This is a genomic window from Rubrivirga sp., assembly GCF_049648075.1.
Classification (GTDB): Bacteria; Bacteroidota; Rhodothermia; order Rhodothermales; family Rubricoccaceae; genus Rubrivirga.
The window spans coordinates 1-3,507 of record NZ_JBARYR010000488.1; the positions used below are offsets into that span (position 1 = coordinate 1).

General features: G+C 68.3%; 4 protein-coding genes. All 4 read left to right on the forward strand.

The window, feature by feature from the left end; all coding sequences use genetic code 11:
* Positions 1-296 (forward strand): RNase H1/viroplasmin domain-containing protein (locus WBA11_RS13795; RefSeq protein ID WP_424521248.1); only part of this gene is annotated, 296 nt, incomplete at its 5' end.
* A 39-nt stretch (positions 297-335) separates the two neighbouring features.
* Complete coding sequence (locus WBA11_RS13800) at positions 336-1,745, forward strand: hypothetical protein (protein WP_424521249.1); 1,410 nt, start codon at positions 336-338, stop codon at positions 1,743-1,745.
* 40 nt (positions 1,746-1,785) lie between these two features.
* The gene (locus WBA11_RS13805) at positions 1,786-2,694 is read left to right on the forward strand and encodes a DUF5131 family protein (RefSeq protein ID WP_424521250.1); all 909 of its coding nucleotides are present in this window, start codon (positions 1,786-1,788) and stop codon (positions 2,692-2,694) included.
* A gap of 563 nt (positions 2,695-3,257) precedes the next feature.
* The coding region (locus WBA11_RS13810; RefSeq protein ID WP_424521251.1) for a hypothetical protein at positions 3,258-3,507 on the forward strand (250 nt) is incomplete at its 3' end.

Here is a 3,507-nt window from a genome sequence, read left to right on the forward strand (position 1 = left end):
CGCACGTCCTCTTCCGCGACGGCGACTCCTTCGTGCCCGACCCGCTCGTCGACCTCGACGCGCTCGAGGACGGCGACGGCCTCTTCGACGACGACCTCGGAGCCCGGCGCTTCTACGTCGTCCTCGAGGGCCACGTCCCCGGCATCTACCCGGCGTGGCCCGAGGCTCAGGCTCAGATCACGGGCTACCCCGGCTCGATCGCGCGCCGACGCACCACGCTCGCCGACGCTGAGGCCCTCATGCGCCTGCACGCACAACCACCGGCCGGTCATCGGCCATTTCCCCAGGGCCTCTAGACAATTGTCTACGAGGCCCGCCCACAAAGCAAGTACACCATGCCCAATCTCACCAATGCAACCGACGTCGCGGACGTCCCCACAGCCCCAGACGGCGTCGTTCAGGACGAGGCCTTGACCGACGCCGAACGCGGCGAGCTAGACACGCAGATCGAGGCTGCGAAGTCGGCCTATGACGCGGTCCGGCAGAACGCGCTCGTGCTCGCCGCCGTGCTCCTCGTCATCCTCCGTGGCCGTCTGTTCCGTGAGCACGGCTCGTTCGTGGCCTTCGTCGAGGCGACGGACGAGTTCGAGTTCGGCGGCGACTACGCCTACAAGTACGCCCGCTGGGGACGTCTCAACGAGGTCCTGGTCGCGGCCGACGAGGACCCGATCGAGGTCGAGTCCCATGCCCGCCAGATCACTCCGCTCCTGGCGATGAGCCCGGACTCCGACCACGTCACCGACGAGGCAGCAGACCGTGCGGTACAGGCCGTTCGGGCGGCCCGATTTGCAGCCAGCGAGGAAGGCGTGCGGCCGGCAGGCCGCCACTTCAAGGACGCTCGCGAGCGGATCGACGGGGCGCAACACGAGGAAGCGATCGCTGAAGCAATCCGGTTCCTCGAAGCGACGGCCCCACCAGCCGAGGCCGCGACCGTTGAAGGCCTGAGCGTCGTCTCCGCCGACGGTCACACGGTGCCTTGGGACGACGGCCTCGAGTGGGAGACCGACCCGACGACACCCGTCCGGCTTTCGCCCACTCGCATCGACCCTGCGGCTGGTCGTACGTACCCCGTTCTCTTGCCGGCTGGCAAGGCAGCCACGACGTGGGAGCCGACTGACGGACCGTTCCAGGCGACGTGTCTGACAGCCCGCTTCGGTACGCCGATCGCCGCAGACGCCGGCGACGCTCCTCGGGACCGGGTCGTCCTCGTCGCACCGGGCGTCGACCTCCTCCACAACGACATCGACGACCGGGTCATCCTCGAGGTCGCGGCATCGGTCGGCTCCGACCCGACCCGGCTCTACCTCGTCTGGACATCGGAGGTCGCTCGCGCAGGCGACTTCGACTGGTCGACCAACGTGTCCCTCGTCGTCGAGGCCCAGACGGCCGACGACCTCGTCGCGCTCTCGAGCCAAGCCCGAGCCGCCGTCGAGGCAGGATCGGAGGCCTCGTGGACGGTCGTCCTCCGAGACCTCGTGGCACCGCCGGACGGCGACCTCGAGGGCCTCCTCGACGTGTTCTCGTGGGTCCTGGTCCGTGGCAAGTCCACGACGTGGCGGACACTCGGCGCCCTGTTCCGCGCTGTCCCGTCGGACAAACTCCACGTCAGCCGGGAGGTGACTGCGAAGCCCCAGGCCAACCCGCTCGTCCCCACGCTCGAGGCGCCCGAGCGCACCGACCGGCCGGCTGCCGTCGAGGGCGTCCGCCGTCGGGCCGGCGCGGCCACGCTGCCCCCGACTCTCTAGATCAAACGCTCACTCAACTCTCACTCAACTCGGTAAAACGATGCCATATCCCCCACTTCCCGCCGCCCCTCCGTCCGACATCCACAGGCTCCCGCACGGCCTTCGGACTCTGATCGAAGCCAATCACGAGAAAGGTCTCTACTGGGACGACTCGATCAATCCCCAAAAGGGCTGTGACCCCGTCAGCACTGGGTGCACAAACTGCTTCATGCTCGACGCCGTCAAGAAGCGGTACTCGAAGATGCCTGGGAGCCCGTATTTCGGCTCAGACGGGAGCGCCATGTTCTTCCCGAAGGAGCTCGACAAGCTCCGGGACGACTTCGATCCCAAGCGCTACTTCTCGCCGATCATGGGCGACCCATACCACGAGGACTTCAACGACGAGACCGTGGCGCTGTACCACGAGGCCCTCCGCCAGGCACCGTACCACTGGATCTACTCGTTCACCAAGCGGTCTGAGCGTCTGGCCGAGGTCGGCCGCGAGATCGAGTGGGGGCCCCATATCTGCTCCGTCGTGTCGGTCGAGAACGAGGACTACCTCTACCGGATCGCCGATCAGTGGGAGGCGGGCGCGCTCCGGAACGGCGTCTCGTTCGAGCCGGTCGTCGGCGAGATCCGCGACACGCCCGAGCTCCGTCGGCTCCTGAGCCCGCCCGGCGGCCGGCCGCTCGACATCATGTTCATCGGCGGCGAGTCGACGAAGAACGACAACATCCGCCCGATGCGTGAGGCCTGGGCCCGGACGCTCATCCGAGTCGGCCTCGAGTTGAACGTGCCCGTGTTCTTCAAGCAGGTCGGCGACGTCGACTTCGACGGCCGCCGGGTCGGCGCCAAGAAGGCGGGTCGCGTCATTGACGGCCGGACCTACGACGCGCTCCCGCGCGGCTGCGTCGACCACTTGGTCCGCGCGCCGTACATCGCCGAGGCCGCCCGTCGTCGTTCCCGCTAGTCCGACGACTGCTCACGGCCGAGCAAACCCGCCCATCCGGAATATGGATGGGCGGGTTCTCTGTATCCCAGCGCGTCGTGAACCGCGGGCTCGTCCGCCCCGACGTATCTCACACGTTGTCGCGCCGGCCCTCCAGCCCGAGCTCGTCAGGGAGGACTCGACCCGCACGCAGTGCCGTGCCGCGGATGTTGCGCTGTTTCGAGAAGGAGAACCTCCCAAAGAGATTCCCGTCCCCAGAAGGGGTCGGCCACCGGCGAACCGGAGGAAACCGACGCCGAAGGGATGACTGGCGAGGAGCAGCCAGAAGAGCAAGAAGCCTGACCAGCAGCGAGAGAACGAAGGGTCCCAAGCCGGGAAGGGCACATCCCCAGGGGCCCGGGACCCTAGGCCACCAACGCATACCCAGCGAGATCGCAAGAACACGCGATACCGACTCCCAGACCCCCATTCCGATGCCCGACACCGACACCGACGAACGGACAGAACGCGACCGCCCGACACGCCGAAACCGACCCGCAGGCCGGCGCAGACGCCACGGCAGCGGTCCTCCACCCAGGACCGACGTGACCCCGAGCCAGCGCCGGCTCGTGATGGCCCTCGCCGAGGACGCGTTCGACGACGGCCGGTGGCCCCCGGCCACGCTCGCGTTCTACACCCACGTGCTCCAGAGCTTGTGCGCGCCGGGTCCCCAGAGCGACCGCCAGAGCGTGCCCGTCCCGTGGGACTACGCGAGGGACGCCTGGGGCGTCCGTCACATGGGCGAGATGGTTCGCCCGCTCGTCGAGGCCGGGCTCCTCGAGGTCACACCACGCG

Excerpts from the sequence above, each read along its gene's own strand:
- WBA11_RS13805 (WP_424521250.1), top strand. The coding sequence starts at position 1,786 with ATGCCATATCCCCCACTTCCCGCCGCCCCTCCGTCCGACATCCACAGG.
- WBA11_RS13800 (WP_424521249.1), top strand. The coding sequence starts at position 336 with ATGCCCAATCTCACCAATGCAACCGACGTCGCGGACGTCCCCACAGCC.